Origin of the sequence: Desulfobacula phenolica (assembly GCF_900105645.1) — a bacterium.
Lineage (GTDB): Bacteria > Desulfobacterota > Desulfobacteria > Desulfobacterales > Desulfobacteraceae > Desulfobacula > Desulfobacula toluolica.
This window is the reverse complement of record NZ_FNLL01000043.1, coordinates 1-1,955: the sequence shown is the minus strand read 5'-3', so window position 1 is coordinate 1,955 and position 1,955 is coordinate 1. Positions and strand designations below refer to the sequence as shown.

At 36.3% G+C, this 1,955-nt stretch carries 2 protein-coding genes; both read left to right on the top strand.

What is annotated here, in order from left to right; all coding sequences use genetic code 11:
• The first annotated feature begins 513 nt into the window (after positions 1 to 513).
• A complete protein-coding gene (locus BLT94_RS21645) occupies positions 514 to 792 on the top strand; it encodes a hypothetical protein (protein ID WP_092238835.1) in 279 nt (92 codons plus the stop codon).
• Positions 793 to 801: 9 nt separating this feature from the next.
• Complete coding sequence (locus BLT94_RS21640) at positions 802 to 1,620, top strand: type II TA system antitoxin MqsA family protein (RefSeq protein ID WP_092238832.1); 819 nt, start codon at positions 802 to 804, stop codon at positions 1,618 to 1,620.
• The last annotated feature ends 335 nt before the right edge of the window (positions 1,621 to 1,955 follow it).

Genomic DNA, 1,955 nt, shown 5'->3' with positions numbered 1-1,955 from the left:
CTGCATGGGAGACTGTGTGGGAGAGTAGAACGCCGCCGGATTATTCTTTAAAAAGCCCTGATCATTATTGCAATGGTCAGGGCTTTTTGCGTTTATATACTCTGTATTCAATTTCGGTTTAATTCAGACTGATTTTTCATCTTAAAAACTATTTGCTAACCCGTTGTTATTCTGATAGCTGAAGGATAGTATCCGACAAGATAGAACTATTAACATACGGGATGCATTGCTTTAAAGAGTACAAATAGATTTGTTTTAATATTTACGAAGGTACTTTATGAACTGCGCCACATCCATCACCTCAACCACACCTGTTTTTTTTGGGAATGAAGTGGATAAGGTAGTGCAGGATTATAGGGATCGCAAGCGCTGGTTGAAAAAACATGGAGCAGGTTTAGATTTATAACTTGACAAAAGTATCAATTGATACCAAATTATATGATAAGACCGACACACAAAGAATTGATAAATAAATTAAGGCAGGCATTGTCTATTTTAGAGAATGGACAGGTTATGTTGCTTAATCCGGAAGCATTAGCCGTGGATGCGCTTGAACTTGAATACCTGATTGAATTTGAACTTAAAGACGTGTTCAATGAACTCTTGGAAAATGCAACGCCATCTGATTATAACGGAGGAAGACCACCCCAAAGATCTTATGAGCAGGAAATATCAGGACTTGATCTTTTTGCGTTTACAGTTAAGATCGATCGTTTTTCAGTCCCGGTTTATTTGAAATTTTCATTATCTGAAAATGTACTCTGGCTGGTGTCTTTGCACAAAAACAGATAAGGAGGTACCATGAGTAAGATCAATTGCCCAAAGTGCCGCAGTGCCATGGAAGAAAAAGGAATTGACAGGTGTGTTGCTTTTAGGGGTATAGACCTTGATATTATTGAAGAGGTTTTTGTCTGCTCTGTGTGCGGGCTTTGTGCAGGTACTATTCAATCTGCCGGAAAAATTCAGCAGACAATTGCAGATGCATACAGAGAACAGACAGGGCTTTTAAGCGGTGAAAAAATAAAAGAACTGCGCAAAGCAAAAGGGATGACCCAAAAAAAACTGGCTGAACTGACCGGTTTTGGAATTGCCTCGATTAAAAGATGGGAGACCGGTGCGATTCAGTCAAAATCAATGGATCTCGTATTAAGGCAGCATTTGATAAATGATTGGGATATCAATAATGTTACAGGGAATCGTTCATTTTCCATTCCTCGCATTCTTCTGGTTGCACTTGCCTTCAAAGCAGAACTGTGCCGTACCATATTGAAAAAAGATGATAAGAGACTGTTTGCAGTCAAATATATCTGGTATGCAGATATGTTTGCCAAAAAAATGCTTGGCAGAAGCATGACTGGGGCCACCTATGCTAACCTTTCCTATGGTCCGCAACTCAATAACTATCGAGAGCTTTTAGATGAAATAAAAAATGCAGATGCAGCAAAAGCGCAACCGCTGACTTCTGAAGAACTCAATATTATTAAAAAAATTTCACATACTTTTCCTGAAAATCAAATGATTTTTGATGCTGCCCAAAAAGAACCTGCCTGGCTGGAAACTTCAGTTGGGGAATTGATATCATACATTTGGGCTGATCAAATTGTTGCTAGGTTGAATTAATTATCCTTTCTGTCATTCTGCTATAAAGTGATGTTCATATATTAAATGATTCTGCATGGCAGATGTATTAAATATTTTAAAAGGTTTGCTTCTTTTAATTTTTCAAACAAAAAAAATAAGGTGAGAATAAATATAGTGTCATGACAAATGATTTTAATTTATATAAGTATCATTAATATATAGATATATGTGTATTATTCAAGAGTGTAGATTAAACGATTAATAAAATAATTTAAAAAATATTAAAAAAGTGTTTGACATTGAATAAGAATTAATGCATTATCTGCCGGTCTTCACGAGAGACGGATTGAGTTTTCTCGGGGAGATTTTTTTTG